Source organism: Citrobacter sp. Ct235, assembly GCF_030332305.1.
Lineage (GTDB): Bacteria > Pseudomonadota > Gammaproteobacteria > Enterobacterales > Enterobacteriaceae > Citrobacter_A > Citrobacter_A telavivensis.
Genome location: NZ_JAOWIC010000041.1, coordinates 151923 through 178248 on the forward strand (window position 1 = coordinate 151923; position 26326 = coordinate 178248).

23 protein-coding genes are annotated in these 26326 nt (G+C 57.2%); 15 read left to right on the forward strand and 8 right to left on the reverse strand.

Translation table 11 applies throughout. The features are described 5' to 3' along the window. The 11 genes from OGY35_RS07535 (at position 1) to nikR (ending at position 9643) form a co-directional block, all read left to right on the forward strand. Entirely contained in the window at positions 1-1170 is a 1170-nt protein-coding gene (locus OGY35_RS07535; protein WP_286631879.1) for a beta-ketoacyl-[acyl-carrier-protein] synthase family protein, read from the forward strand. Then, positions 1167-1643 (forward strand): hotdog family protein, encoded by a 477-nt coding sequence (locus OGY35_RS07540; RefSeq protein ID WP_286631880.1) that lies wholly within the window; start codon positions 1167-1169, stop codon positions 1641-1643. The genes OGY35_RS07535 and OGY35_RS07540 overlap by 4 nt, the downstream gene beginning before the upstream one ends. Continuing rightward, on the forward strand, positions 1640-2371 hold the full coding sequence (locus OGY35_RS07545; RefSeq protein ID WP_286631881.1) for a 3-ketoacyl-ACP reductase FabG2: 732 nt from the start codon (positions 1640-1642) through the stop codon (positions 2369-2371). Before OGY35_RS07540 ends, OGY35_RS07545 begins: the two co-directional genes overlap by 4 nt. Then, positions 2368-3597 carry a beta-ketoacyl-ACP synthase gene (locus OGY35_RS07550; RefSeq protein ID WP_286631882.1) on the forward strand — a complete coding sequence of 410 codons (1230 nt, stop codon included), beginning with the start codon at positions 2368-2370 and terminating at the stop codon, positions 3595-3597. Before OGY35_RS07545 ends, OGY35_RS07550 begins: the two co-directional genes overlap by 4 nt. A gap of 1 nt (position 3598) precedes the next feature. Next, the gene (gene acpT, locus OGY35_RS07555; protein WP_152400412.1) at positions 3599-4183 is read left to right on the forward strand and encodes a 4'-phosphopantetheinyl transferase AcpT; all 585 of its coding nucleotides are present in this window, start codon (positions 3599-3601) and stop codon (positions 4181-4183) included. Between the two features lie 136 nt (positions 4184-4319). After that, the gene (gene nikA, locus OGY35_RS07560) at positions 4320-5894 is read left to right on the forward strand and encodes a nickel ABC transporter substrate-binding protein (protein WP_286632066.1); all 1575 of its coding nucleotides are present in this window, start codon (positions 4320-4322) and stop codon (positions 5892-5894) included. Beyond that, on the forward strand, positions 5894-6838 hold the full coding sequence (gene nikB / locus OGY35_RS07565) for a nickel ABC transporter permease subunit NikB (protein ID WP_152400416.1): 945 nt from the start codon (positions 5894-5896) through the stop codon (positions 6836-6838). Before nikA ends, nikB begins: the two co-directional genes overlap by 1 nt. Further along, a complete protein-coding gene (gene nikC, locus OGY35_RS07570) occupies positions 6835-7668 on the forward strand; it encodes a nickel ABC transporter permease subunit NikC (RefSeq protein ID WP_046491674.1) in 834 nt (277 codons plus the stop codon). The genes nikB and nikC overlap by 4 nt, the downstream gene beginning before the upstream one ends. Further along, positions 7668-8432 (forward strand): nickel import ATP-binding protein NikD, encoded by a 765-nt coding sequence (nikD, locus tag OGY35_RS07575; protein ID WP_286631883.1) that lies wholly within the window; start codon positions 7668-7670, stop codon positions 8430-8432. The genes nikC and nikD overlap by 1 nt, the downstream gene beginning before the upstream one ends. Beyond that, positions 8429-9229 carry a nickel import ATP-binding protein NikE gene (gene nikE / locus OGY35_RS07580; RefSeq protein WP_286631884.1) on the forward strand — a complete coding sequence of 267 codons (801 nt, stop codon included), beginning with the start codon at positions 8429-8431 and terminating at the stop codon, positions 9227-9229. The genes nikD and nikE overlap by 4 nt, the downstream gene beginning before the upstream one ends. Before the next feature lie 12 nt (positions 9230-9241). Then, on the forward strand, positions 9242-9643 hold the full coding sequence (nikR, locus tag OGY35_RS07585) for a nickel-responsive transcriptional regulator NikR (protein ID WP_286631885.1): 402 nt from the start codon (positions 9242-9244) through the stop codon (positions 9641-9643). 394 nt (positions 9644-10037) lie between these two features. Here the strand turns inward: nikR and OGY35_RS07590 are convergent, their stop codons facing one another. From OGY35_RS07590 to OGY35_RS07605, 4 genes are all read right to left on the reverse strand, one after another. Beyond that, positions 10038-11162, reverse strand: a complete 1125-nt coding sequence (locus OGY35_RS07590; protein WP_195296113.1) for an ABC transporter permease — start codon at positions 11160-11162, stop codon at positions 10038-10040. Further along, positions 11162-13900, reverse strand: coding sequence for a ribosome-associated ATPase/putative transporter RbbA (gene rbbA, locus OGY35_RS07595; RefSeq protein WP_286631886.1), 2739 nt, complete (start codon positions 13898-13900; stop codon positions 11162-11164). Before rbbA ends, OGY35_RS07590 begins: the two co-directional genes overlap by 1 nt. Next, positions 13897-14964: an HlyD family secretion protein gene (locus OGY35_RS07600; RefSeq protein WP_286631888.1), complete on the reverse strand. Its 1068-nt coding sequence runs from the start codon at positions 14962-14964 to the stop codon at positions 13897-13899. Before OGY35_RS07600 ends, rbbA begins: the two co-directional genes overlap by 4 nt. A gap of 321 nt (positions 14965-15285) precedes the next feature. Beyond that, positions 15286-16479, reverse strand: a complete 1194-nt coding sequence (locus OGY35_RS07605) for a BaiN/RdsA family NAD(P)/FAD-dependent oxidoreductase (RefSeq protein WP_152400429.1) — start codon at positions 16477-16479, stop codon at positions 15286-15288. A 230-nt stretch (positions 16480-16709) separates the two neighbouring features. Here OGY35_RS07605 and pitA point away from each other — a divergent pair, with 230 nt between their 5' ends. Beyond that, the gene (gene pitA, locus OGY35_RS07610; protein WP_152400431.1) at positions 16710-18209 is read left to right on the forward strand and encodes an inorganic phosphate transporter PitA; all 1500 of its coding nucleotides are present in this window, start codon (positions 16710-16712) and stop codon (positions 18207-18209) included. A gap of 62 nt (positions 18210-18271) precedes the next feature. Here pitA and uspB read toward each other — a convergent pair whose 3' ends face one another. After that, positions 18272-18607, reverse strand: coding sequence for a universal stress protein UspB (gene uspB / locus OGY35_RS07615; protein WP_152400433.1), 336 nt, complete (start codon positions 18605-18607; stop codon positions 18272-18274). 398 nt (positions 18608-19005) lie between these two features. Between uspB and uspA the strand changes: the two genes are divergently transcribed. Continuing rightward, positions 19006-19440, forward strand: coding sequence for a universal stress protein UspA (gene uspA / locus OGY35_RS07620; protein WP_000323571.1), 435 nt, complete (start codon positions 19006-19008; stop codon positions 19438-19440). Between the two features lie 264 nt (positions 19441-19704). Beyond that, a complete protein-coding gene (dtpB, locus tag OGY35_RS07625) occupies positions 19705-21183 on the forward strand; it encodes a dipeptide/tripeptide permease DtpB (RefSeq protein ID WP_286631891.1) in 1479 nt (492 codons plus the stop codon). Positions 21184-21271: 88 nt separating this feature from the next. Here the strand turns inward: dtpB and OGY35_RS07630 are convergent, their stop codons facing one another. Then, positions 21272-21775 (reverse strand): RrF2 family transcriptional regulator, encoded by a 504-nt coding sequence (locus tag OGY35_RS07630; protein ID WP_286631892.1) that lies wholly within the window; start codon positions 21773-21775, stop codon positions 21272-21274. Positions 21776-22007: 232 nt separating this feature from the next. On the opposite strand from OGY35_RS07630, the gene OGY35_RS07635 reads away from it, so the two are divergent. After that, positions 22008-23210: an NAD(P)/FAD-dependent oxidoreductase gene (locus tag OGY35_RS07635; RefSeq protein WP_286631893.1), complete on the forward strand. Its 1203-nt coding sequence runs from the start codon at positions 22008-22010 to the stop codon at positions 23208-23210. Between the two features lie 106 nt (positions 23211-23316). Here the strand turns inward: OGY35_RS07635 and rsmJ are convergent, their stop codons facing one another. Both rsmJ and prlC read right to left on the reverse strand, forming a co-directional pair. Next, positions 23317-24075: a 16S rRNA (guanine(1516)-N(2))-methyltransferase RsmJ gene (gene rsmJ / locus OGY35_RS07640; protein WP_286631895.1), complete on the reverse strand. Its 759-nt coding sequence runs from the start codon at positions 24073-24075 to the stop codon at positions 23317-23319. A 134-nt stretch (positions 24076-24209) separates the two neighbouring features. Continuing rightward, positions 24210-26252, reverse strand: coding sequence for an oligopeptidase A (gene prlC / locus OGY35_RS07645; RefSeq protein ID WP_152400441.1), 2043 nt, complete (start codon positions 26250-26252; stop codon positions 24210-24212). Between the last annotated feature and the right edge of the window lie 74 nt (positions 26253-26326).

A 26326-nucleotide genomic window follows, 5' to 3' on the forward strand; every position in this document is an offset into this window, starting at 1 on the left:
ATGATTTACATTTCTGCGGTGGGCATGATTAACGCGCTGGGCAACGATACCGATGAGATTGCCGCCAACCTGTCGCGCGGCGTGGCGCCCGGTATGCGCCCGCGCGCCGGCTGGTTACAGGGGCATCCTCACGCGGTGCTCGCTGGCGTGGACGGCGAACTGCCCGCCATTCCCGACGACTTTAGCGCCCACCGTTCGCGCAACAATCAACTGCTGCTGGCCGCGCTCGGGCAGATCCAACCGCAGGTTGATGAGGCCATTGCGCGCTATGGTCACAGTCGCGTTGCGGTGGTGCTCGGTACCAGCACTTCCGGTCTGGACGAAGGCGACAGGCACGTTAATCTGACGCTGAACGGTGAAGAGAGCCGTCACTGGCAGTATCCGCAACAGGAGCTGGGCGACCCGTCGCGCTTTCTCAGCCACTGGCTAAGGCTGGACAGTCCGGCATTCACCCTTTCCACCGCCTGCTCCTCCAGCGCCCGCGCGATTATCAGCGGACGCCGCTTGATTGAGTCGGGTCTGGCAGACGTCGCCATCGTCGGCGGCGCAGATACCCTGAGTCGGATGCCGATCAACGGCTTCCATAGTCTGGAATCGCTCTCGCCCACGCGCTGTCTGCCATTTGGTCGCGACCGCAGCGGTATTACCATTGGCGAAGGCGCGGCGCTGATGCTGCTGACCCGCGAGCCGCAGCCCATCGCGCTGCTCGGCGTGGGAGAATCCAGCGACGCGCACCATATTTCTGCACCGCATCCGGAAGGCGAAGGCGCCATTCGCGCCATCCAGCAGGCGCTGGACGATGCGGGTATCACGCCTGAACAGGTGGGATACATCAATCTGCATGGCACCGCCACGCCGCTTAACGACCAGATTGAATCAAAGGTGGTCAACGCGCTGTTTGGAGAGCGTGTCCCGTGCAGCTCAACCAAACACCTGACCGGCCACACGCTGGGCGCGGCGGGGGTAACCGAAGCGGCGCTCAGCATGTTGATTCTGCAGCGTGACTTACCGCTGCCTGCGCAGGATTTCAGCCTGTCGCCGCGCGATCCGACGCTGCCGCCCTGCGGCATCATCGAGCAACCGCAACCGCTTGAACGCCCGTTTATCTTGTCAAATTCGTTCGCCTTTGGCGGCAATAACGCCAGTATTCTGCTCGGGAGAATGTCATGAGCCACTATTTATCGCCCGGCGAATACCTGCCGCACGACGCCCCCATGCTGCTGCTGGACAACGTTGTCAGCGTGCGCGAAGACACCGCCGTCTGTCGCGTCACTGTGACGAGCAGCGGTATTCTGGCGCCATTTCTTGACCCGCAGGGGAATTTGCCCGGCTGGTTCGCACTGGAGCTGATGGCGCAGACCGTCGGCGTCTGGTCCGGCTGGCACCGCCACCAGCAGGGTCAGGGGGCGATTTCGCTCGGGATGGTGCTCGGCGCGCGCGAATTGATTTGCGCGGCAGGCGTTCTGCCCGCAGGACGAACATTAACGATTACCGTCAAGTTGCTGATGCAGGACGAACGTTTCGGCAGCTTTGAATGCGCAATTACCGCCGACCTGGAGACGCTGGCGACAGGCCGCGTCAATACCTTCCAGCCGTCGGCAGAAGAACTTCACTCTCTATTTCAACAAGGAGCGTCCGCATGAGTCGTTCAGTTTTGGTTACCGGCGCCAGCAAGGGGATCGGTCGCGCTATCGCCCGCCAGTTGGCTGCGGACGGCTTTGTGGTCGGCGTCCACTATCACCGTGATGCACAGGGCGCGCAGGATACGCTGGATGCCATTCTCGCCGTCGGTGGCGCAGGGCGTCTGCTCAGTTTTGACGTGGCGAACCGCGAGCAGTGTCGCGAGGTGCTGGAGCAGGATATCGAGGAACATGGCGCGTGGTACGGCGTGATCAGCAATGCAGGCGTGACCCGCGATGCCGCCTTCCCGGCGCTGAGCGACAGCGACTGGGACACGGTTATCCATACCAACCTCGACAGTTTTTATAACGTCATTCAGCCGTGCATCATGCCGATGATCGGTGCGCGTCAGGGCGGTCGAATCATCACCCTGTCGTCGGTGTCCGGCGTGATGGGCAATCGTGGGCAGGTGAACTACAGTGCCGCCAAAGCCGGGATTATCGGTGCCACTAAAGCGCTGGCGATGGAACTCGCGAAACGCAAAATTACCGTCAACTGCATCGCGCCGGGGCTTATCGACACTGGCATGATCGAAATGGAAGAGACCGCGCTGAAAGAGGCGATGGCGATGATCCCGATGAAACGCATGGGTCAGGCGGACGAAGTCGCCGGGCTTGCCAGCTATTTGATGTCGGACGTGGCGGGCTACGTCACCCGTCAGGTGATTTCCATCAATGGAGGGATGTTATGACGCGTCGCGTGGTGATTACGGGTATGGGTGGCGTCACCGCCTTTGGGGAAAACTGGCAGGACGTTTCCGCCAGACTGCGGGCCTATGAAAACGCCGTGCGCAAAATGCCGGAATGGCAGGTTTATGACGGGCTGCATACCCTACTGGGTGCGCCGATCGATGACTTTACGCTGCCGGAGCATTACACCCGTAAGCGTATTCGCGCGATGGGTCGCGTGTCGTTGATGTCTACCCGCGCCACCGAACTGGCGCTCGAACAGGCAGGGCTGCTCGGCGATGAGGTACTCACCAACGGGGAGACCGGTATCGCGTATGGTTCATCCACCGGCAGCACCGGCCCGGTGAGCGAATTTGCCACCATGCTGACCGAAAAGCACACCAATAACATCACCGGCACCACCTATGTGCAGATGATGCCGCACACCACCGCCGTCAACACCGGACTGTTTTTCGGCCTGCGCGGGCGCGTGATCCCAACGTCCAGCGCCTGTACGTCCGGCAGCCAGGCCATTGGCTATGCATGGGAAGCGATTCGCCACGGTTATCAAACCGTGATGGTGGCAGGCGGCGCGGAAGAACTGTGTCCGTCAGAAGCCGCGGTCTTTGATACCCTATTCGCCACCAGCCAGCGTAACGAACAACCCAAAACTACACCGTCGCCGTTCGATGAACAGCGCGATGGGCTAGTGATTGGCGAAGGCGCCGGGACGCTGATCCTTGAAGAACTTGAGCACGCCAAAGCGCGCGGCGCGACGATTTACGGCGAAATCATCGGCTTTGCCACCAACTGCGACGCCGCGCATATCACCCAGCCACAGCGGGAAACCATGCAGATTTGCATGGAGCAGTCGCTGAAAATGGCGGGGTTAAGCGCGCTGGATATGGGTTATATTTCCGCGCACGGTACGGCAACCGATCGTGGCGATATTGCGGAAAGTCAGGCAACCGCCGCAATTTATGGCGATAATGTGCCAATCTCCTCGCTGAAAAGTTATTTTGGGCATACCCTTGGTGCCTGTGGCGCGCTGGAAGCCTGGATGAGCTTACAAATGATGCGTGAAGGCTGGTTTGCGCCTACGCTAAACTTAAAACAGCCCGACGCCAACTGCGGCGCGCTGGATTACATTATGGGTGAAGCCCGTAAGATTGATTGTGAATTCCTACAGAGCAACAATTTTGCGTTTGGCGGCATCAATACGTCCATCATCATCAAACGTTGGTCCTGACATGTATCGGATCGTACTGGGAAAAGTTTCGACACTCAGCGCAGGCCCCTTACCGTCTGCGCTATCCAATCTGGCGCCGAAGGGTCCTCGACGCGCGCGCTGGCTGGCGGGTCGCGTTCTGCTTTCCCATGCCCTCTCGCCGCTGCCGGAGATTGTTTACGGCGAACAGGGGAAACCCGCTTTTTCACCGGAGACGTCGCTATGGTTCAATCTGAGCCACAGCGGTGATGACATCGCCCTGCTGCTGAGCGACGAGGGCGAAGTAGGTTGCGATCTCGAAGTGATCCGCCCGCGCGCCAACTGGCGCTCGCTGGCAAATGCGGTCTTCAGCCTCAGGGAACATGCCGAAGTGGAAGCGGAACATCCGGATCGGCAACTCGCCGCGTTCTGGCGTATCTGGACGCAAAAAGAGGCGATCGTGAAACAGCGCGGCGGCAGCGCGTGGCAAATCGTCAGCGTCGACAGCACCTTCGACTCCGGGCTTTCGCTGAGCCATTGCCAGTTCGACAACCTGAGCCTCGCCGTCTGCACCCCCACGCCCTTTACGTTGACCGCAGACGCGGTGCAGTGGCTGGAAACGGTCTGACATCGCAAACATACGATTTTCGTATAATTCACGCGTTTGACCGCCCTTCTCTTGATCCAGAACACGTCAAAAGTATGATGATTCTTTAGAATCGTCATACTCATTAAGTCGTACCTCTACATCATTCGGGATCACCATTTTGTCCAGACTACGCCGCACACTTTTTGCGCTGCTGGCCTGTGCGTCATTCCTCACGCACGCCGCTGCCACTGATGAAATCACTACCGCCTGGCCGGTCAACGTTGGGCCGCTTAACCCCCATCTGTATACCCCTAACCAGATGTTCGCCCAGAGCATGGTCTATGAACCACTGGTGAAGTATCAGGCGGACGGGTCGGTCATTCCGTGGCTGGCGAAAAGCTGGACCCACTCAGCAGATGGCAAGACCTGGACCTTCACCCTGCGTGATGATGTGACTTTCTCGAACGGCGAAGCGTTCGACGCGCATGCCGCGGCGGAAAACTTTCGCGTGGTGCTCGACAACCGTCAGCGCCACGCCTGGCTGGAACTGGTTAATCAGATTGTCGACGTCAGCGCGCTCGACAAAAACCAGCTACAAATCACCCTGAAAAGTGCCTATTACCCCTTTTTGCAGGAACTGGCGCTGCCGCGTCCTTTCCGCTTTATTGCGCCGTCACAATTTAAAGACAACGAAACGATGCGCGGCATTAAAGCCCCCATTGGCACCGGTCCGTGGGTGCTGCAAGAGTCAAAGCTCAATCAGTACGATGTTCTGGTCCGCAACGATCGCTACTGGGGGGAAAAGCCGCAGATTCAAAAGATTACCGTCAAAGTGATTCCGGACCCCACCACCCGCGCCGTGGCGTTTGAAACTGGCGATATCGATCTGCTGTACGGCAACGAAGGACTGTTGCCGCTCGATACCTTCGCCCGTTTTAGTCAAAACCCGAACTACCGCACCCAGCTTTCTCAGCCGATTGAAACGGTGATGCTGGCGCTCAACTCAGCCAAAGCGCCGACCAATGAGCTGGCGGTGCGCGAAGCGCTGAACTATGCAGTGAACAAGAAATCGTTGATCGACAACGCGCTGTACGGCACGCAGCAGGTCGCCGATACGCTGTTCGCCCCGACGGTCCCTTATGCCAACGTTGGCCTGAAACCACGTCAGTACGACCCGCAACAGGCGAAAGATCGGCTGGAAAAAGCCGGCTGGCGGCTACCCGCAGGCAAAGCGATTCGTGAGAAAAACGGCCAGCCGCTGCGCATTGAGCTGTCATTTATTGGTACCGATGCGCTAAGTAAGTCGATGGCGGAAATTATCCAGGCCGATATGCGTCAGGTTGGCGTCGATGTCGCGCTTATCGGCGAAGAAGAGAGCAGCATTTACGCCCGCCAGCGCGATGGTCGCTTCGGCATGATCTTCAATCGCACCTGGGGCGCGCCGTATGACCCGCACGCCTTTATGAGTTCGATGCGCGTGCCGTCCCATGCGGATTACCAGGCACAGCAGGGTTTAACCGACAAACCGCTGATTGATAAAGAGATTAGCGAAGTGCTGGAAACGACCGACGAAACGCAGCGTCAGGCGCTGTATAAAGATATTCTGACCCGCCTGCACAACGACGCGGTCTATCTGCCCATCAGCTATGTCTCGATGATGGTGGTCGCCAGACCTGAACTGGGCACGATTCCGTACGCGCCTATCGCCTCTGAAATTCCGTTTGAACAGATTAAACCGGTGAAACCCTGATGTTGCGTTATGTCCTGCGGCGCATCCTGCTGCTGATTCCGATGATTTTCGCCGCCTCGGTGATCATCTTCCTGATGTTGCGCCTGGGCACCGGCGACCCGGCGCTTGACTATCTGCGCCTGTCGAATCTGCCGCCCACGCCGGAAATGGTGGCCTCAACCCGTGTGATGCTGGGGCTCGATCAGCCGCTGGTCGTGCAGTACGGCACCTGGCTATGGAAAGCGCTGCATCTGGACTTTGGTATTTCGTTCGCCACCCAGCGCCCGGTGCTGGATGACATGCTGAACTTCCTGCCCGCGACGCTGGAACTGGCCGGCGCGGCGCTGGTGCTGATCCTGCTGACCTCTGTACCGCTCGGCATCTGGGCGGCGCGTCACCGCGACCGTCTGCCGGATTTCGTCGTGCGACTGATAGCCTTTCTCGGCGTGTCGATGCCTAACTTCTGGCTCGCCTTCCTGCTGGTGATGTTCTTTTCGGTCTGGCTGCAGTGGCTGCCCGCGATGGGCTACGGCGACTGGCAGCACCTCATTTTACCGGCGGTGTCGATAGCCTTCATGTCTCTGGCGATTAATGCGCGACTGTTGCGCGCCAGCATGCTGGAAGTCTCCGGGCAGCGCCACGTCACCTGGGCGCGCCTGCGCGGGCTGAACGATAAACAAACCGAACGCCGCCACATTCTGCGTAACGCCTCGCTGCCGGTGGTGACCGCAGTCGGGATGCACATCGGCGAACTGATTGGCGGGACGATGATTATCGAGAACATCTTTGCCTGGCCGGGCGTTGGTCGCTATGCCGTCTCGGCCATATTTAACCGCGACTACCCGGTAATTCAGTGCTTTACACTGATGATGGTGGTGGTTTTCGTGGTCTGTAACCTGATTGTTGATCTGCTGAACGCCGCGCTGGACCCGCGTATTCGTCGTCATGAAGGAGCGCACTCGTGAACTTTTTCTTCTCTTCACGCTGGTCGGTTCGTCTGGCCATGGTCGTCATCGCCCTGCTGGCGGTGATTGCGCTAACCAGCCAGTGGTGGCTGCCGTATGATCCGCAGGCGATCGATTTACCGTCGCGTCTGCTGGCACCGGACAGCCAGCACTGGCTGGGAACCGATCATCTGGGACGCGATATTTTCTCTCGCCTGCTGGCCGCCACCCGCGTGTCGCTGGGTTCAGTGATGGCCTGTCTGCTGCTGGTGCTGGCGCTGGGGCTTATCGTTGGCGGTAGCGCCGGACTGTTGGGCGGACGCGTCGATCAGGCCACTATGCGCGTCGCCGATATGTTTATGACCTTCCCGACCTCCATCCTGTCGTTCTTTATGGTCGGCGTGTTAGGTACGGGACTCACCAACGTGATTATCGCCATCGCTCTGTCGCACTGGGCGTGGTATGCGCGGATGGTGCGCAGCCTGGTCATCTCCCTGCGCCAGCGCGAGTTTGTTCTCGCCTCGCGGCTTTCCGGCGCGGGTCATATCCGGGTGTTTATCGATCATCTGGCCGGGGCGGTGATCCCCTCGTTGCTGGTGCTGGCAACCCTGGATATTGGTCACATGATGCTGCACGTTGCCGGGATGTCTTTCCTTGGCCTTGGCGTGACGGCGCCCACGGCGGAATGGGGGGTGATGATTAACGACGCCCGCCAGTATATCTGGACCCAGCCGCTGCAAATGTTCTGGCCGGGGCTGGCGCTGTTTATCACCGTGATGGCCTTCAACATGGTGGGTGATGCCCTGCGCGATCACCTGGATCCTCACCTTGTCACGGAGCACGCCCACTGATGCCACAGCAAATTGAACTGCAAAACATCGCCTTACAGGCCGATCGCCCGCTGGTGCACGGCGTGTCGTTATCGCTCAAACGCGGACGCGTGCTGGCGCTGGTGGGTGGCAGCGGTAGCGGAAAATCGCTGACCTGCGCGGCGGCGCTCGGGATTTTACCCGCGGGCGTTCGCCAGACAAGCGGAACGCTTCTTGCTGACGGTAAGCCGGTGCCCCCTTGCTCCCTGCGCGGGTTCACCATCGCCACCATTATGCAAAACCCGCGCAGCGCGTTTAATCCGCTGCATACGATGGCGACCCACGCGCGGGAAACCTGCCAGGCGTTGGGTAAACCGGCAGACGACACCACGCTTATCCGCGCACTGGAAGCCGTTGGTCTGGAGCACGCCGAGCGCGTACTGAAGCTCTATCCGTTCGAGATGAGCGGCGGCATGCTACAACGCATGATGATCGCGATGGCGGTGCTGTCCGATGCGCCGTTTATCGTCGCCGATGAGCCAACCACCGATCTGGATGTGGTGGCGCAGGCGCGCATCCTCGATCTGCTGGAGAACATTATGCAGAACCGGGCACCGGGTATGCTGCTAGTGACGCATGACATGGGCGTGATCGCACGACTGGCCGACGACGTGGCGGTGATGGATAACGGAAACATCGTCGAACAGGGCGAGGTGGAAGCCCTGTTCAGGGCCCCCAAACACGCCATCACCCGCGGTCTGGTGTCGGCGCATCTCGCCCTGTACGGTATGGAGTTAGCCTCATGACTTTACTCAGCGTCACTGATCTCTCTCATCACTACGCCCACGCCAGCCTGGGGGGAAAACATCAGCATCAGCAGGTACTCAAAGAGATCTCCCTGAACCTGAAAAGCGGCGAAACCGTTGCCCTGTTGGGGCGCAGCGGCTGCGGGAAAAGTACGCTGGCACGTCTGCTGGTCGGGCTGGAATCGCCCAGCCAGGGGAGCGTGAACTGGCGCGGTGAACCGCTGGCAAAACTGAACCGGTCCAGACAAAAAGCGTTTCGCCGCGATATCCAGATGGTCTTTCAGGATTCCATCAGCGCGGTGAATCCGCGTAAAACCGTCTGCGAGATCCTGCGTGAGCCGATGCGTCATTTACTCTCGCTGTCCAAAGCCGGGCAGCTGGCGCGGGTTCGTGAGATGCTCCACGCGGTGGATCTGGATGAAAACCTGCTGGATAAACGTCCGCCACAGCTCAGCGGCGGTCAGCTCCAGCGCGTCTGTCTGGCTCGCGCGCTGGTGGTGGAGCCGAAACTGTTGATTCTCGATGAAGCGGTATCGAATCTCGATCTGGTATTGCAGGCGGGGGTCATCCGTCTGCTCAAGAAACTGCAGCAGCAGTTTGGCACCGCCTGTCTGTTTATCACCCACGATCTGCGGCTGGTGGAGCGTTTTTGTCATCGCGTGATGGTGATGGAGGACGGGCAGATCGTTGAAACCAGGATCGTAGGAGAGGCATTAACCTTTTCCTCCGAGGCCGGTCGTGTGCTACAAAAGGCGGTACTCCCCGCATTCCCCGTGCGCCGTCGCGCCATTTCGTAAGGTTGATATCTGATGCAACGAGTCACCATCACGCTTGATGACGATTTACTGGAAACGCTGGACAGCCTGAGCCAGCGTCGTGGTTACAACAACCGCTCCGAAGCAATTCGTGACATTCTGCGCAGCGCGCTGGCGCAGGAAACCACCCAGGAGCACGGCACCCAGGGTTTTGCGGTGCTCTCCTATGTGTATGAACATGAGAAGCGTGACTTAGCCAGCCGCATCGTGTCTACCCAGCACCATCACCATGATTTGTCGGTTGCCACACTGCATGTCCATATCAATCATGACGACTGTCTGGAGATTGCCGTCCTGAAAGGCGATATGGGCGATGTTCAGCATTTTGCCGATGATGTCATTGCCCAGCGCGGCGTGCGCCACGGCCATTTGCAGTGCCTGCCGAAGGAAGAGTAACCGTCAACGATGCTGCCGGGGGCGCTTCGCTTGCCCGGCCTGCATTTTGTGCTCCCGTAGGCCGGATAAGGCGCAGCCGTCATCCGGCAAACTAGGCCTGATGGCGCTACGCTTATCAGGCCTACCGTTCGCTGCGAGCCTCAACATTACTTCGCTTGCCCGGCCTGCATTTACGCTCCCGTAGGCCGGATAAGGCATCGCCGTCATCCGGCAAACTATGCCTGATGGCGCTACGCTTATCAGGCCTACCGTTCGCTGCGAGCCTCAACATTACTTCGCTTGCCCGGCCTGCATTTGCACTCCCGTAGGCCGGATAAGGCGCAGCCGCCATCCGGCAAACTATGCCTGATGGCGCTACGCTTATCAGGCCTACTGTTCGCTGCGAGCCTCAACATTACGCCATCGTGCCAATCGTCTTTCGAAAACGCAGTAGCGCTATCAGGAAGAATGCGCCGCCGATGGCGAGTAACGTCAGAAACTGCGGCCAGACGATGCTGAACCCGGCACCGCGATAGAGTATCGCCTGGGCGAGGCTGACAAAGTGCGTGGTTGGCATGGTCAGCATGATGTCCTGCACCGCCTGCGGCATACTTTCGCGCGGCGTGGAGCCGCCGGAAAGCATTTGCAGCGGCAGCAGCACCAGAATCATCAGCAGCCCCAGTTGTGGCATGGAGCGCGCCAGCGTACCCATAAAAATGCCGATCGAGGTGGTGGCGAACAGGCTCAGTGCCACACCCAGCATGAACAGCGGAATAGACCCTTCAATCGGCACGCCGAGCACGCCTTTCACCATCAGCATTAGCGACAACCCCGAGACCACCAGCACCACCAGCCCCATCGACCAGACCTTCGCCATCATGATCTCAAACGGCGTTACCGGCATCACCAGCAGGTGTTCCACCGTGCCGTGCTCACGCTCGCGGATCAGCGCCGATCCGGTCAGCACAATCGCCAGCATGGTGATGTTATTGATGATCGCCATCACCCCGCCAAACCATGCCGGATCGAGGTTCGGGTTAAAGCGCATTCGGGTCTCCAGCGAAACCAGCGGCTCGCTGTTATCCCGATAGCGGGCGACAAAACTGTTCACTTCGCCGTTGATGATATTCTGGATGTAACTGTTGCCGGTGAACGCCTGACTCATGCGCGTGGCGTCAACGTTCACCTGAATATCCGGCTGCCTTCCGGCCAGCACGTCCCGCTGAAAGTTGGGCGGAATGTTGACTGCAAAGGTATAGCGGCCTGCATCCAGCCCGGCGTCCATTTCGTCAGCGGTGATCATCTCCGGCGGTAAAAACCACGGGCGGTAGAAGCTGTTGACGATACGATTCGAGAGCTGCGACTGGTCCATATCGGCAATGGCAATTGGCGCGAGATGCAGCGACCCCGGCAGTACAGTGGCGGAGGAATACACTGAGACGGTAAAAGCAAACACGATCAGCGTCAGCATCGCCTTATCGCCCAGCAGGCTACGTAACTCCTTGATGCCTAAATTATAAATATTGCGTAATCGGCGCATCACCCCTCCTGTTTTTTCAGCAACAGCACGCTCAACCCCATCACCACCGGAATGGCGACCAGCAGCGGCACAAACAGCGGCCAGAGATCGGTGAGATCCAATGCTTTCGAGAACGTCCCCCGGGCGATCGTCAGGAAATGGCTGGTGGGGTAGATCTCGCCGATCCACCGCCCCGGCCCTTCCAGCGAGGCCACCGGATCGATCATCCCGGAGAACTGCGTCGCCGGAATCAGGGTGATGATGGAGGTGCCAAAAATTGCCGCAATCTGACTCTTCATAAACGTGGAGATCAGCAGCCCTATCCCGGTGGCGATGATGACATACAGCAGCGCCGCCAGACTGAGCGTGAGGAAACTGCCTTTGTGCGGCACGCCAAAAACAAACACCGACAGGGCGCAGAGCAACAGGAAATTGAGCATCCCCAGCGCGATATACGGCAACTGTTTACCGAGCAGGAACTCGCTGCGGGTGGTAGGCGTCACGTACAGGTTAATGATCGACCCCAGCTCTTTTTCCCGTACCACGCTTAACGCACTCAGCATCGACGGAATCATCATCAGCAGCAGCGGGATCACCGCCGGAACAATCGCCGGCAGGCTCTTCACATCCGGGTTATAGCGATAGCGGGTTTCAATCGTCATGAGTCCGCTCTGCCCCACCGGCGTCGGCTGGCGGCTCGCCACCTCCTGTAGCCAACTCTGATGCATCGCCTGCACGTAGCCTTTCACCGTCTCAGCGCGGCTGGGCATGGCGCCATCCACCCAGACGCCAATCGCCACCGACGTCCCGCGCGCAATATCGCGGCCAAAGTTAGGCGGGATTTCGATGGCTACCGCCACCTCGCCGGAACGCATCCGCCGGTCGAGATCGTCATAGCTGGTCAGCGGCGGCTGTTCAATGAAGTAACGTGAGCCCGCCAGATTTAATGACCATGCCTGGCTGCTGACGGTTTGATCGCGATCGAGTACGGCAAAGCGCAGATTTTCGACGTCCATGCTGATGCCGTAGCCCATAATCAGCATCAGAATCACCGTTCCCAGCAGTGCCAGCGTTGAACGCACCGGGTCACGACGCAGTTCCAGCGCTTCGCGACGGCTGTAGCTGAACAGTCGCCGCAGGCTGAATCCCTGACGTGGCGGCGTCACCTCTTTATGTTTTGTTTCCACCGGCACCAGGGCTTCTGGCGCTGAACCCGCCGCCTCCTGTAGCCAGGAGATAAACGCCGCTTCCAGACTGGCGGCTCCGCGCCGTTCCACCAGTTCCTGCGGCGTACCGCTGGCAAGCACTTTTCCGGCGTGCATCAGCGACATACGGTCGCAGCGCTCGGCTTCGTTCATAAAGTGAGTGGAGATGAAAATGGTGACTTTGTCCCGGCGCGACAAATCGACCATCAGTTGCCAGAACATATCCCTGGCCACCGGGTCGACGCCGGAAGTCGGTTCGTCGAGGATCAGCATTTCCGGGCGATGGATCACCGCCACCGCCAGCGACAGTCGCTGGCGAATACCGAGCGGGAGCGACTCGGGTAACGTATCCTCAACCTCCTCCAGCATAAAACGTTCGCTCATCTCCTGAACGCGCTGAGGAATCTCCGCTTCCGGGATGTGAAACAGTCGCGCGTGGAGTTCCAGGTTCTGTCGAACCGTCAGTTCGCTGTACAGCGAAAACGCCTGCGACATGTAGCCCACCCGGCGACGGGTATCGATATCTTTCGGGTCGACCGGTTGACCAAACAGCCAGGCCTCGCCTTCACTGGCAGGTAACAGTCCGGTCAGCATCTTCATGGTGGTCGATTTACCGCAGCCGTTGGAACCGAGGAAGCCAAAGATCTCCCCACGCGGTATGCGAAAGTTGACGTGATCGACAGCGACGAAATTACCGAAGCGCATGGTCAGGTCTTTCGCCTCAATGGCGATCTCTTCCTGTTCCGCGTGATACGGCGGAATCACCACCGGCTGATACGCCTGGCGCTGCGCCTCTGGTAACAGGCCGATAAACGCCTGCTCCAGCGTCTCGCTGGCGGTTTTATCGCGCAGTTCCTGCGCGCTACCGGTCGCCAGTACCTCACCCGCGTTCATCGCCACCAGCCAGTCGAAGCGCTCGGCCTCTTCCATATACGCCGTCGCCACCAGCACGCTCATGTTGGTTTGCCGCTGGCGGATGCTGTCGATCAGATCCCAGAACTGGGCACGGGACAGGGGATCGACGCCGGTGGTCGGTTCATCCAGAATCAATAACTCCGGGTCATGGATCAGCGCACAGCACAGCCCCAGCTTTTGTTTCATACCGCCCGAGAGTTTCCCCGCCGGACGATCGCGAAACGGAGCCAGGCCCGTGCTGTTCAGTAGTTCCGTAATCCGCGCTTCGCGCTCGGCTTTGTCATGCCCAAACAGGCGAGCGAAGAAATCGACGTTTTCGTATACCGACAGCGTGTGGTAAAGGTTTTTCCCCAGTCCCTGCGGCATCCAGGCAATGCGCGGACAGACGTCACGGCGGTGCTTCGGATCGCGCATATCGCCGCCCAGAACCATGACGTTGCCTTGCTCAATCACCCTTGCGCCGGAGATAAGCGACAGCAGGCTTGATTTTCCCACGCCGTCGGGACCGATTAAGCCCACCATGCAGCGCGCAGGGATATCCAGCGTGATGTTATTCAGCGCCACCGTGGTCCCGTAATGCTGACTCACGCCGTCAAGGTGCACCACGGGAGGAACGGGAACCCGCGCCAGAGGGGTCATTGCGGCAACCTCACCGCCAGCGAATCAGGCCAGGGAGTCTGTTCGTTCAGCCGCACCCACGCCATACCTGGCAATCCGGTTTTGACATATTCCAGATGCTGCTGGAGTAATTCCGGCGGGATGCGCGCCTTGACGCGAAACATCAGCTTCAGACGCTCATCGCTGGTTTCGACGGTTTTCGGCGTGAACTGCGCGACGCTGGCGACGAAACTGATGGTGGCAGGAATGCGCAGATCCGGCGCGGCATCAAGCACCAGACGCGCTTCGCCGCCAATCTTCAACAGACCCGCCTGTTCGGTAGGCAAAAAGAACGTCATGTAAACATCGCTGAGATCGACCATATTCAGCACCCGACCGCCCGCTGCCAGCACTTCACCGGGTTCCGCCACGCGGTACTGAACCCGGCCATCACGCGGAGCTTTAAGCTCGCTGTCTTCGATGTCCGCGACAATTCGTCGTTCGGTCGCCTGCGCCGCGTCGACACGGGTTTGTGCCTGAATAATGCTGGTGCGCGCGGCTTCAATTGCCGCTTTCGTCGCACTGACCTGCGCCTTTGCCGATTCCAGTGCCGCGCGTGCGCTTTCGGCGGCGGCGCGATCGTCATCCAGTTGTTGCGCCGATACCGCGCCACGCTGGGAGAGCGAGCGGGAACGGACGTGACGTTTGGAGACGGAATCCAGTTCGGCTTCGCGCTGTTTCACCACCGACTGGGCGGCGCGAGTTTCGCTCTGGCGCTGTTCAAGCAGCGCCCGCGCAGCCGCCACGGCGCTTTCGGCCTCTTTGATTTGCGCAATGGCTTCCAGCCGTTGCTCCTGCAACACGCGGGTATCCATCTTCGCCAACACCTCGCCCTGGCGAACAAACTGCCCTTCGTTCACCAGAATGGCATCAATACGCCCGGCGATTTTGGTCGCGATATCGACTTCCGTCGCCTCGATCCTACCGTTGCTGGCAGCAAAACCTTCCGGTACGCCTGCGGGCCGTAGTACCCACCACACACCGGTAGCAACCACCACCAATACGCCCAAAACCCACCACGTCAGATGACGCTTAATGTTGTCCATAATCGACCCGCCATAATCCCTGTTATCAAACAATGCGTGTCACAAAACCCCACTGAACGGGCGTTCAGCGGTATCTTCCCTCCGGGATAAGAAGGAAAAAGTGAGGGTGACCAGGCGGCGTACAGGCGTCATAACGACGCTCGCCGTGAAGGAAAGTGAATGACAGAGAGGTGCGAAAATCGGGTAGTAATGTTGTCATCATCAGCGTTCCTGGCCGTAAATGAAACACGCATACTCATAGCTAGTATCAATGAAATACTAGCATCATTATGGATGATGTCTATTCGCTTATGGTTTGTAATGATATACGAGGTGAATAATTCACGCCCCAGCCAAATCCTGCGCACAGGCCCAGGCGCTGGACCACGCCCACTGGAAGTTGTACCCCCCCAGCCAACCGGTGACGTCCATCACTTCGCCGATAAAGTAGAGACCCGGTACCTTGCGCGCTTCCATGGTCCGTGACGACAGTTCGTGGGTGTCTACCCCACCGAGCGTCACTTCCGCCGTGCGATACCCTTCGGTGCCGTTCGGCTGTACCCGCCAGTCGGTCAATGTGTCAATCAGCGTCTGCTGGTCACGAACGTTGAGCTGTTTAAGCGAGACATCAGGGATCTGACCGAGCTGTTGCAGACACTCCACCAGACGCTTCGGCAGCAGCATCGCCAGCGTATTCTTCAGGCTTTGATTCGGATGAGCGCTACGCTGTTCGTCAAGAACATCATTCAGGCTGACATCCGGCAGTAAATTGATGCTGACAAATTCGCCAGGCTGCCAGAAGCTGGAAATCTGTAAAACCGCCGGGCCTGAAAGGCCACGATGGGTAAACAGCAGATTTTCGCGAAAGACGGTGCCGTCCTGCGCGGTGATAACCGACGGGACGGAAACGCCAGAGAGCACCTGAAGCTGCTCCAGCAGCGGCTTGTGCAGGGTAAACGGCACCAGCCCGGCGCGGGTGGGCAAAACCTTCAGGCCAAACTGCTCGGCAATTTTATAGCCAAACGGCGTCGCGCCCAGACCCGGCATCGACAGCCCGCCGGAAGCAATCACCAGCTTTTTCGCGCCGACGGTGGCCCCGTTCAGCTCCAGCGTAAAACCGTCATCATCCTGCGCAACGCTCAGAACTTCACAACGTAAGCGCAGGGTCACATTGCCTTTTTCGCATTCCGCCACCAGCATATCGACGATTTGCTGGGCGGAATCATCGCAAAAAAGCTGCCCGAGCGTTTTTTCATGCCAGGCGATACCGTGCTTACCGACGAGATCGATAAAATCCCACTGGGTATATCGCGCCAGCGCAGACTTGCAAAAATGCGGGTTCTGACTCAAATAGGCCGCCGGCTCAACATAAAGGTTCGTAAAGTTGCAGCGACCCCCACCGGACATGAGGATCTTGCGGCCAGGCTTCTTACCATTATCAATGAGCAGCACCCGACTGCCAGCCTGTCCTGCCTGTGCTGCACAGAACATACCTGCCGCGCCAGCGCCTATAATAATGGCATCAAACCTTTCCACTTTACGTTCCTCTCTGAATTCAGGGCGTGAATTGTAAAGTTATCTCAGTGGTCGCACCAGCGAGAAAATCCTCAGGAAGAAGTATTTGCATGAAATATATAAGATAATTCTTTATAGGCACTATTGTATTCAGACGTTAAATCAAAAAAAGTCTATATTTCACTTTGCCCGCGCCGCTAAAGTCACTGATAATGCGCCGCGTTCATGTCCTCAAGATGGCGTAACGTCCTATGCTACATTTGTTTGCTGGCCTGGATTTACATACCGGGCTTTTATTATTGCTTGCTCTGGCTTTTGTGCTGTTCTACGAAGCAATTAACGGCTTCCATGATACAGCCAACGCAGTTGCAACCGTGATCTACACCCGTGCGATGCGCTCGCAGCTTGCGGTGGTCATGGCTGCCGTGTTCAACTTCTTTGGTGTGCTGCTGGGCGGTCTCAGCGTAGCCTATGCCATCGTGCATATGTTACCGACCGATCTCCTGCTCAACATGGGATCTTCGCATGGACTTGCGATGGTGTTCTCCATGCTGCTCGCCGCCATCATCTGGAACCTGGGTACCTGGTACTTTGGTTTACCCGCATCCAGCTCTCACACGCTGATTGGCGCGATTATCGGCATCGGTTTAACCAATGCGCTGATGACCGGCACCTCAGTGGTGGACGCGCTCAACATCCCGAAAGTCATGGGCATTTTTGCCTCGCTGATCGTCTCGCCCATCGTTGGTCTGGTGGTCGCAGGCGGCCTGATTTTCATTCTGCGTCGCTACTGGAGCGGAACCAAAAAACGCGCCCGTATTCACCTCACCCCAGCGGAACGTGAAAAGAAAGACGGTAAGAAAAAGCCGCCGTTCTGGACACGTATTGCCCTGATTCTCTCGGCTATCGGCGTCGCCTTCTCGCATGGTGCGAACGACGGTCAGAAAGGCATTGGTCTGGTTATGCTGGTTCTGATTGGTGTGGCACCGGCAGGCTTCGTGGTGAACATGAACGCTTCGGGTTACGAAATCACCCGTACCCGTGATGCCATCAATAACGTCGAAATCTACTTCCAGCAGCATCCCGATCTGCTGAAGAAAGTGACGGGCGTCGATCAGCTGATTCCGTCTCCGGAACCGGCCGCAACGCAGCCGACGGAATTCCACTGCCATCCGGCAAACACCATTAACGCGCTGGATCGCGCGAAGGCGATGTTGTCGAACAACGTGGAAAGCTATGACAAGCTGAGCGTTGAGCAGCGCGGCCAACTGCGTCGCATCATGCTGTGCATCTCCGATACGACCGATAAAGTAACGAAGCTGCCGGGCGTGAGCGCTGACGACCAGCGCCTGCTGAAGAAACTGAAAACCGATATGCTGAGCACCATTGAGTATGCGCCTATCTGGATAATTATGGCGGTCGCACTGGCGCTGGGTATTGGTACCATGATCGGCTGGCGCCGTGTGGCAACCACCATCGGTGAGAAGATTGGTAAGAAAGGCATGACCTATGCTCAGGGAATGTCTGCACAGATGACAGCAGCCGTCTCTATTGGTCTCGCCAGCTACACCGGGATGCCGGTATCCACCACCCACGTTCTCTCCTCCTCCGTGGCGGGGACGATGGTTGTCGACGGTGGGGGTCTGCAACGTAAAACGGTGACCAGCATTCTGATGGCGTGGGTATTCACATTACCCGCCGCGATCCTGCTGTCCGGTACGCTGTACTGGATCTCGCTGAAGCTTATCTAAGCGAAAAGAGAAAAGAAGTTACCGAAGCAAGCGGGTCAGGAAACTGGCCCGCTTTTTTATGCTCAGTGCCAAATCATCAAAGCAATAAGACTGATCACCACGAGCCCGCACAGCGCGCTGGTCAAAATGAACTGACGACGTACCCGCTCACAACGGCGGATGAATTCATCATCATGGTGATCGCGGTAGCGCTGGGCGTAGATATACCACACCAGGCGTACCTGCTTATTGGGTTGGCCGTGCGAGGTGAAAAAGCCGCCCCCATCTACATATTGATAGAGCAAAGGATCGCAACCACGAAGTACCACGAGCAGCGCGCGTAAAGACGAGAAATAGCGCGCCATATTCACAATGCAAACAACACATAACGCCCAGAATAATGCAACGGTGCTTATCATACGACCTCCCCGGCGACCCGCCCACGGAGCTCCGCTCCGGGACTACCGCTCCCCGAAACCTGCCAGACAGTCAATGAAAAAGTACGACTAAAAACCGCTCATTTTGAGCTTATCATTTGAGCGGCTCTCTAAATAGTGTAGGAGATCAGTTAATTTTTTTGCCAGAAGGTTAATCACTATCAATGCAATTATCTAAATTTTTTGTTTAACTATCTGGTAAGCAAGGCGGATTGACGGATTATCCAGGTCGCTATAATGTAAGGATAGTCTCTACAATCCATCGCGGCTGAGCTAGCCCCGCGTAGACATACCGCACAGTTCGCAGGACGCGAGTGATGAAAAGGTAGAAAAATCGCTAGCTGGCTGGTCATCGACAACTTTATGGAAGGAGTAATACTATGGCTTACAAACACATTCTCATCGCGGTTGATCTTTCACCGGAAAGCAAAGTTCTGGTCGAAAAAGCGGTCTCTATGGCACGTCCGTACAACGCAAAGGTTTCCCTGATCCACGTTGATGTAAACTACTCTGACCTTTATACCGGCCTGATTGACGTCAATCTGGGCGATATGCAAAAACGCATTTCTGAAGAAACCCACCACGCGCTGACCGAACTGTCCACTAACGCAGGCTATCCGATCACCGAAACCCTGAGCGGCAGCGGCGATCTGGGTCAGGTGCTGGTAGACGCTATCAAGAAATACGACATGGACCTGGTTGTTTGTGGTCACCACCAGGACTTCTGGAGCAAACTGATGTCCTCCGCACGTCAGTTGATCAACACCGTTCACGTCGACATGCTGATTGTTCCACTGCGCGACGAAGAAGAGTAAAACACGTCCAGCCGGATTCCCCGGCCATGTCAGAGCGCCCGCCTTTGCGGGCGTTTTTGTTTCTGTCATTCCCGAAAACGATCAGTACAACCTCCCACCTTATTAATCACAATTAGTGTGATCAACTGATTAGAACGAAATCAATCTGTATAATACTCTACACCACCGGCTAATTGCCGCAGTCTATAACAGAGTCAGACTTTTTCGGCGCGTTTTGTATTACGCGTTCATACTTTTCGGGATGGCATTGAAAGGCGAAGCAATATGAATACATCTGCACCTACGGGTTTGCTGCAGCAACCCCGCCCGTTCTTCATGATCTTTTTTGTCGAGTTATGGGAACGATTTGGCTATTACGGCGTTCAGGGTATCCTGGCGGTTTTCTTTGTTAAGCAACTCGGATTCTCGCAGGAACAGGCGTTTATCACCTTCGGCGCCTTCGCCGCACTGGTGTACGGTCTGATCTCAATTGGGGGTTACGTTGGCGACCACCTGCTCGGCACCAAACGTACGCTGGTGCTGGGCGCGGTTGTACTGGCACTCGGCTACTTTATGACGGGAATGTCGTTGCTCAAACCGGATCTCATTTTTATCGCGCTTGGGACGATTGCCGTCGGCAACGGCCTGTTTAAGGCGAACCCGGCAAGCCTGCTCTCCAAATGCTATCCGCCAAAAGATCCGCGTCTGGATGGCGCCTTCACCCTGTTCTACATGTCGATTAACATCGGTTCGCTGCTGTCGCTGTCGCTGGCGCCGGTGATCGCGGATAAGTTTGGCTACGCCGTCACCTACAACCTGTGCGGGGCGGGACTGATTGTCGCGCTGCTGGTCTATTTCGCTTGCCGCGGTATGGTGAAAGATATCGGTTCCGAGCCAGACCATCTGCCGATGAGCTTCCGCAATCTGTTGTACGTCCTGATTGGCACCGTGGCGATGGTCTTCCTCTGCGCCTGGCTGATGCACAACGTGAAAATCGCCAACCTGGTGCTGATTGTGTTGTCGCTTGTGGTGACGATTATCTTCTTCCGCCAGGCCTTCAAACTGGATAAAACCGGTCGCAACAAGATGTTTGTGGCGTTTATCCTGATGCTTGAAGCGGTACTGTTTTACATTCTGTATGCGCAGATGCCCACTTCGCTGAACTTCTTTGCCATCAACAACGTTCACCATGAGATCCTCGGTTTCACCCTTAACCCGGTGAGTTTCCAGGCGCTCAACCCGTTCTGGGTGGTGGTTGCCAGTCCGGTGCTGGCGGCTATCTACACGCGTCTGGGCAGCAAAGGTAAAGACCTGACGATGCCGATGAAGTTTACCCTCGGGATGTTCCTGTGCTCGCTGGGCTTTCTGACCGCCGCCGCCGCAGGGATGTGGTTTGCCGATGCGCAGGGACTGACGTCGCCGTGGTTTATCGTGCTGGTCTATCTGTTCCAGAGTCTGGGCGAGCTGCTGATTAGCGCGCTGGGACTGGCAATGGTGGCGGCGCTGGTGCCGCAGCATCTGATGGGCTTTATCCTCGGGATGTGGTTCCTGACGCAGGCCGCCGCGTTTCTGCTGGGGGGCTATGTCGCCACCTTTACCGCCGTACCGGAGAACATCACCGACCCGTTGCAGACACTGCCTGTCTATACCGGCGTGTTCAGTAAAATCGGATTAGTGACGCTGGCGGTCACGGTTGTGATGGCGCTGATGGTGCCGTGGCTGAACCGGATGATTAATATGCCGGATAGCCATCAATCATCATAACCCTTCGCAGGCCCGATGGCGTTACGCTATCGGGCAGTCAAACCGGTGCCGGATGGTAGCGTAAACGCCCTATCCGGCCTGATTTCGTTCATCCTTTGCGTACGTTGATCCATTCCTGTACTTCGACCACAAAGGTCTCGGGTGCTTTGCGATACATTTTGCGCGCCAGGTCCAGAATCGTATGCTGTCCTAATGCCTCTTCCATACGCTGCTGCGCCATATCCATCACCGAGCGTACGCCACAGATCCCTTCACAGGCCCACGCGGGCGGTTGTTCCTCAAAGACCGCGAGTCGCTGGCGAATCTCACGACATTCAAAGATGCGCTTGTCACCGTCGATAGCGTTAACCACATCCAGCACCGTAATGTGCTCGGCAGGTCTGGCAAGCTGAAAACCGCCGCCTTTCCCCTCGATGCTACGCACCAGTCCCGCCTTCGACAAACGGGTAAATATTTTGGCCAGATAGTCGTAGGGCACGCTTTGCAGATCGGCAATTTCGCGCACGCTCATATCGCGGGCGTCCCCTTTGCTATCCACCATACACATCAGGCTATGAATGCCGTACTCAACCCCGGAACTGCAGAATGCCATGCTCTTATCTCAGCCAAAATAATTCTGAGTTATTGTAGCTTTTTCATCATCATCATTCCAGATGAGAAGAAGAAACCCATTGAGATAAAATATTTAATTCATTAATTTTCAATATGATAAATGCATTTTACGTCACTACCTCCCCGTAAAGAATGAAATCACATTGCATCTTTTAACTACGACAAATAAAATCCGAGTAAATTAACCATCATGACTACCGGATAAAACCATCATGCGTAAACAGATTCTGATCGTCGGTGCAGGTTTCTCAGGGATGTGGGCAGCACTTAGCGCGGCCCGGCTGCTTGAGAAAGAGGCCAACCCAAACATTGATATCACCGTCATTGCTCCGCAGCCCGAGCTGCGCGTTCGTCCGCGTTTTTATGAAAATGCGGTTGAAACACTCGTTGCCCCGCTCCAGCCGCTGTTCGATGTCACCGGCGTTAACTTTCTGCGTGGGACGGTCAGCCAGATCCTTCCCGCATCAAAAGAAGTGAGCTGGACGGATGCCAGCGGTGAAACGCGTTTGCAGCGCTATGACCGCTTAGTCCTCGCCAGTGGCAGTCACGTAAACCGCTCGCAGGTGGCCGGTGCGCAAGCCCACGCCTTCGATTTGGATCAGCTGGAAAGTGCCGCTGTACTTGAAAAGCATTTGCAGAGTCTGGCAAGCCAACCCGAGAGTGAAGCGCGTAATACCGTGGTCGTCTGCGGGGGCGGTTTTACCGGCATTGAAATGGCGCTGGAGCTGCCGGGCCGTCTGCGCGACATTTTTGGTGCTGAAGCTAAGACCAGAGTAGTCGTAGTAGAACGCGGGCCCCAGCCAGGTTCACGCTACAGCAACGCATTGCGTAACGTCATTGTCGAAGCCTCGGCTGAACTGGGTGTGGAATGGCAGGTAAACGCCGACGTGGAAAGCGTGAATGCCTCAGGCGTTACGCTGAAGGACGGACGAACTATCGCTTCACAGACCGTCATCTGGACCGTGGGTGTCCAGGCTAACGATCTGACGACACAAATTGATGCCCCGCGCGACCGTCAGGGTCGTCTGCACGTCAACGCTAACCTGCAAGTGGTGGGTTATGACGATATTTATGCCACCGGCGATGTGGCTTACGCCGCCACTGACGATAAGGGCAATCACGCATTAATGACCTGCCAGCATGCGATCCTGTTGGGTAAATTTGCCGGGAACAATGCCGCAGCCAGCCTGCTGGACGTCGCCCCCCTGCCGTATCGTCAGGAAAACTACGTCACCTGTCTGGATTTGGGGGCCTGGGGAGCGGTCTATACCGAAGGATGGGATCAGCAGGTAAAACTGACGCGTGCCGAGGCCAAGAAACTGAAGCTGTCGATTACTCGTGAGCTTATCTACCCGCCGAAGGCCGATAAAGCCGTCGCGTTTGAGATTGCCGATCCTCTGGCACCGTTTGTGTAATCCGTATTGCCGGATGGCGGCTCACGCCTTATCCGGCCTACAAAAGACAAACGACAAACTACGCTAAGTCGTAGGCCTGATAAGCGCAGCGCCATCAGGCAATCTGTTAATCCGCCAAAGGCGTGCCGGCATAAATATCAAACCGGTGCCCTTTGGTCACCACCGCATTCGGCGTGGCGACATCCGCCAGCGGCGGCGCATAGTCCGGACGTTTCACCACCACGCGTTTAGTCGCGAGTTGACACGCAGGTTCGAGCAGGCCGTCAGCGTCCAGATCCGGTCCCACCAGCGACTGAAATACCCGCATCTCTTTCTTCACCAGCGCGCTTTTCTGCTTATGGGGAAACATAGGATCGAGATAAACCACCTGCGGACGCGGTGTGATATCGGTCAGCGCCGTCAGGCTGGAAGCATGAATCAACTGCAAACGCGCCTGCAACCACGGGCCAATTTCCGCATCGGCATAGCCGCGCGCCAGTCCGTCGTCGAGCAACGCCGCCACTACTGGGTTACGTTCCAGCATCCGCACATGACAGCCGACGCAGGCAAGGACAAAGGCATCACGTCCCAGCCCTGCCGTGGCATCCACCACATCCGGCAAATAATCGCCTTTGATGCCGACCGCTTTGGCGACCGCCTCGCCGCGACCGCCGCCAAATTTGCGCCGGTGCGCCATCGCCCCGCCGACAAAATCGACGAAAATGCCGCCGAGCTTCGGTTCATCACGTTTACGCAACTCCAGATGTTCCGCAGTCAGCACCAGCGCCATCAGATTGTCTTCATCGTGCTCCAGCCCCCAGCGGGCAGCCAGAACAGATAAGGCGCCGTCTCCGGCGCCCGTTTCATCAATTAAGCAGATTTTCACTTCCGCTTTACCCTAAATAATTCGAGTTGCATCGAGGCAACAAGGGAATAAATCCCTGGGAGCGTACAAACAGTACACGACCAGGGTGAATGAGTGCAGTTGCCGAAGAGGCGGCTTGAAGTATGACGGGTGAACTAACCTTTGATCCCGTAATGCTCCAGCATTGCGTCGAGCTGCGGTTCGCGGCCACGGAAGCGTTTGAACAGCTCCATGGGTTCTTCGGAGCCGCCGCGCGTCAGGATATTGTCGAGGAACGACTGACCGGTATCGCGGTTGAAAATCCCCTCGTCTTCGAAGCGGGAGAAGGCATCCGCAGCCAGCACGTCAGCCCACAGATAGCTGTAATATCCCGCCGCGTAGCCGCCGGCGAAAATATGGCTGAAGGCATGCGGGAAGCGGCCCCATGATGGTCCCGGCACCACGGCGACCTGTTTTTTAATCTCCGCCAGCGTTTCAAGGATTTTTGCCCCTTGCTGCGGGTCAAATTCCGCATGCAGACGGAAGTCAAACAGACCGAACTCCAGCTGACGCAGGATGAACAGCGCCGCCTGGTAGTTCTTCGCCGCCAGCATTTTATCCAGCAGTTCTTTCGGCAGCGGTTCGCCTGTCTCGTAATGACCGGAGATAAACGCCAGCGCGTCCGGCTCCCAGCACCAGTTTTCCATAAACTGGCTCGGCAGTTCGACCGCATCCCACGGCACGCCGTTGATCCCGGAAACCCCTGCGGTTTCGATACGGGTCAACATGTGGTGCAGGCCGTGACCAAACTCGTGGAACAGGGTGATCACTTCGTCATGGGTAAACAGCGCCGGTTTGCCGTTGACCGGGCGGTTAAAGTTACAGGTCAGGTAGGCGACCGGTTTTTGCAGAGAACCGTCCGCTTTGCGCATCTGACCGACGCAGTCGTCCATCCACGCCCCGCCGCGTTTGTTTTCACGGGCGTACAGGTCAAGATAGAAACTGCCGCGCAGTTCGTTGTTTTCGTCATACAGTTCGAAGAACCGCACGTCCGGATGCCAGACATCCACATCGTGACGCTCTTTCGCGGTGATGCCATATATGCGCTTCACCACTTCAAACAGGCCGTTCACCGCTTTGTTTTCCGGGAAGTACGGACGCAACTGTTCGTCGCTGATGCTGTAAAGGTGCTGTTTCTGTTTTTCGCTGTAGTACGCGATATCCCACGGGTTCAGCTCATCAACGCCAAACTCTGCTTTTGCGAAAGCACGCAGTTGCGCCAGCTCTTTCTCGCCCTGCGGACGCGCGCGTTTTGCCAGATCGGTTAAGAACCCCAGCACCTGCTGCGGGTTTTCCGCCATTTTAGTGGCGAGCGATTTAAAGGCGTAGCTTTCAAAGCCCAGCAGTTGCGCCAGTTCATGACGCAGGGTGAGGATCTCTTCCATCACCGGGCTGTTATCCCATTTACCGGCGTTCGGCCCCTGATCGGAGGCGCGGGTCACATAGGCGCGGTACATCTCCTCACGCAATGCCGGATTGTCGCAGTAGGTCATCACCGGCAGATAGCTCGGGATATCCAGCGTCAGCAGATACCCTTCCTGCTCTTTCGCTTCAGCCTGCGCTTTCGCCGCCGCCAGCGCGCTTTCCGGCATCCCGGCTAGCTCTGCTTCGTCAGTAATCAGCTTCGTCCAGCCCATGGTGGCGTCGAGCACGTTGTTGCTGTACAGGTTGCCAAGCTCAGACAAGCGGGTGGCGATCTCTCCGTAACGCTGCTGTTTTTCTTTCGGCAGGCCAATCCCGGAGAGTTCAAAATCACGCAGCGCATTATCAACGGCTTTTTTCTGCGCGGTATTGAGTGTGGCGTAATGGTCGCCATCACGCAGGTCGCGGTACGCCTTATACAGACCTTCATGCTGACCAACCCAGGTGCTGTATTCCGACAACAGCGGCAGGGTTTGCTCATAGGCTTCGCGCAGTTCCGGGCTGTTTTTCACTGAATTCAGATGGCTGACCGGAGAAAAAATACGCCCCAGGACGTCATCGACTTCCGCAAGCGGCTGGCAAAGATTTTCCCAGGAATACGGTGCGCCCTGCGCGACCACACGTTCCACATTCTCACGGCAGTCGTTCAGCGCTTTGGTGACGGCGGGAACAACATGCTCAGGCTTGATCGCGGAAAACGGCGGCAGTTCGAAGGGAGTCAGTAATGGATTCGTCATATGCACAGTCCTGGTTAAAAAGGGGGAAACAAACGCGTATGCGCGTTGTTGTCGGGTGGCGGCTACGCCTTACC

Excerpts from the sequence above, each read along its gene's own strand:
- acpT (WP_152400412.1), top strand. The coding sequence starts at position 3,599 with ATGTATCGGATCGTACTGGGAAAAGTTTCGACACTCAGCGCAGGCCCC.
- OGY35_RS07545 (WP_286631881.1), top strand. The coding sequence starts at position 1,640 with ATGAGTCGTTCAGTTTTGGTTACCGGCGCCAGCAAGGGGATCGGTCGC.
- OGY35_RS07535 (WP_286631879.1), top strand. The coding sequence starts at position 1 with ATGATTTACATTTCTGCGGTGGGCATGATTAACGCGCTGGGCAACGAT.
- OGY35_RS07630 (WP_286631892.1), bottom strand. The coding sequence starts at position 21,775 with ATGGCATTCTGCAGTTCCGGGGTTGAGTACGGCATTCATAGCCTGATG.
- OGY35_RS07635 (WP_286631893.1), top strand. The coding sequence starts at position 22,008 with ATGCGTAAACAGATTCTGATCGTCGGTGCAGGTTTCTCAGGGATGTGG.
- nikB (WP_152400416.1), top strand. The coding sequence starts at position 5,894 with ATGTTGCGTTATGTCCTGCGGCGCATCCTGCTGCTGATTCCGATGATT.
- rbbA (WP_286631886.1), bottom strand. The coding sequence starts at position 13,900 with ATGACCCCTCTGGCGCGGGTTCCCGTTCCTCCCGTGGTGCACCTTGAC.
- dtpB (WP_286631891.1), top strand. The coding sequence starts at position 19,705 with ATGAATACATCTGCACCTACGGGTTTGCTGCAGCAACCCCGCCCGTTC.
- nikR (WP_286631885.1), top strand. The coding sequence starts at position 9,242 with ATGCAACGAGTCACCATCACGCTTGATGACGATTTACTGGAAACGCTG.
- OGY35_RS07540 (WP_286631880.1), top strand. The coding sequence starts at position 1,167 with ATGAGCCACTATTTATCGCCCGGCGAATACCTGCCGCACGACGCCCCC.
- uspB (WP_152400433.1), bottom strand. The coding sequence starts at position 18,607 with ATGATAAGCACCGTTGCATTATTCTGGGCGTTATGTGTTGTTTGCATT.
- OGY35_RS07550 (WP_286631882.1), top strand. The coding sequence starts at position 2,368 with ATGACGCGTCGCGTGGTGATTACGGGTATGGGTGGCGTCACCGCCTTT.
- OGY35_RS07590 (WP_195296113.1), bottom strand. The coding sequence starts at position 11,162 with ATGCGCCGATTACGCAATATTTATAATTTAGGCATCAAGGAGTTACGT.
- prlC (WP_152400441.1), bottom strand. The coding sequence starts at position 26,252 with ATGACGAATCCATTACTGACTCCCTTCGAACTGCCGCCGTTTTCCGCG.
- uspA (WP_000323571.1), top strand. The coding sequence starts at position 19,006 with ATGGCTTACAAACACATTCTCATCGCGGTTGATCTTTCACCGGAAAGC.
- OGY35_RS07600 (WP_286631888.1), bottom strand. The coding sequence starts at position 14,964 with ATGGACAACATTAAGCGTCATCTGACGTGGTGGGTTTTGGGCGTATTG.
- nikE (WP_286631884.1), top strand. The coding sequence starts at position 8,429 with ATGACTTTACTCAGCGTCACTGATCTCTCTCATCACTACGCCCACGCC.
- pitA (WP_152400431.1), top strand. The coding sequence starts at position 16,710 with ATGCTACATTTGTTTGCTGGCCTGGATTTACATACCGGGCTTTTATTA.
- nikD (WP_286631883.1), top strand. The coding sequence starts at position 7,668 with ATGCCACAGCAAATTGAACTGCAAAACATCGCCTTACAGGCCGATCGC.